We start from the raw sequence: 1,095 nt of genomic DNA on the forward strand, positions 1-1,095 counted from the left end.
AGCGTATTCTTAATGAACGAGCGCAAAATCAAATCATGCGTGAAAGAGCGGCAACATACAGAGGAAGAAGCATTTGAAAGAGGTTAGAGAATGAATGCAGAAATGAACGAAGCTATGAATGAAGATTACAGGGTTGGTGCACCGGTATTTGATGATGAGAGCTCTTTTGAGAACGATTATGAGGTCGAGACGGTTGAGAATAATGATGCGACACCTCCAGAACCGGTTGCAGAGCCCGTTGACAAGCCTTCAGAAATCGTTCCTATAGATCGGCAACATGCAGAACAACAAGCCAAACAAGCCCGTGAAGCGCTTGTCAAGTTTTATGAATCTCAAGCCCAGCCACCAATGGTTGAAGGAGAAGGTGCGCCCCCAGACCTACGTGAGGACCCAATTAGCGTATTAACGTGGATGTTAGATAAGATTCAAAAGCAAGATGCGTATATTAGGGCACAGCAGGATGTTCAAAGGCAAGCCATTGAATCCCACGAATTTAATGATCATTTGAACCAGTTTTTAGAAAGTTCTGTTACATCAATTAAAGATAAATACAGTGATTTTGATGCGGCGGCGGATTATCTTTATGAGACGCGTGCAAAGCAATTAAGTGCTTGGTCATCTGTTTATCCGACTTATGCGCAACGGAGCACGATAGATGCGATTATAGGGGATGAATTGCGTACGATTGTAGCGACTTGCGCCCAAAAGGGGGGTAATCCAGCAGAAGAGCTTTATAGGATAGCGCAAAATCTTGGTTATCAAAACCAAGGGATGCAAGCGAATAATCAAGTAGCAGCGCTTCAAAGCCGGCAGAATTCTGCGCGAACCTTAACAGCATCTGGTGGAGGAGGCATGACAGGTCCTATGACAAAAGACACCCTTGCCAATATGTCAGAGAAAGAATTCAACGCATGGATCTCCAATCCGAAAAATGAAGCCCGTTTTTATGAAATAATGGGTGCAGACCCTGATTAGGCAATCAGTTTTACAACATAATCCGCCTTGATGCGGGTTTTCCACCGGCTTTAAGCCGGTTTTTTTACAGCAAAGAAAGGTGAAATCAATGGCAACAACACATATAGGAACCCATGATCC

The 1,095-nt window shown here is 44.0% G+C and carries 1 protein-coding gene; it reads left to right on the forward strand.

Annotated elements, in window-relative coordinates:
* The first annotated feature begins 90 nt into the window (after positions 1 to 90).
* Positions 91 to 975 carry a hypothetical protein gene (locus tag ACFIL8_RS10770; protein ID WP_375689771.1) on the forward strand — a complete coding sequence of 295 codons (885 nt, stop codon included), beginning with the start codon at positions 91 to 93 and terminating at the stop codon, positions 973 to 975.
* The last annotated feature ends 120 nt before the right edge of the window (positions 976 to 1,095 follow it).

Origin of the sequence: Bartonella sp. AP57NXGY, assembly GCF_042195805.1 — a bacterium.
In the GTDB taxonomy this organism is placed as follows: Bacteria; Pseudomonadota; Alphaproteobacteria; order Rhizobiales; family Rhizobiaceae; genus Bartonella.

What these genes read in the sequence shown, in the direction of transcription:
- ACFIL8_RS10770 (WP_375689771.1), top strand. Translation starts at nt 91, where the DNA reads ATGAATGCAGAAATGAACGAAGCTATGAATGAAGATTACAGGGTTGGT.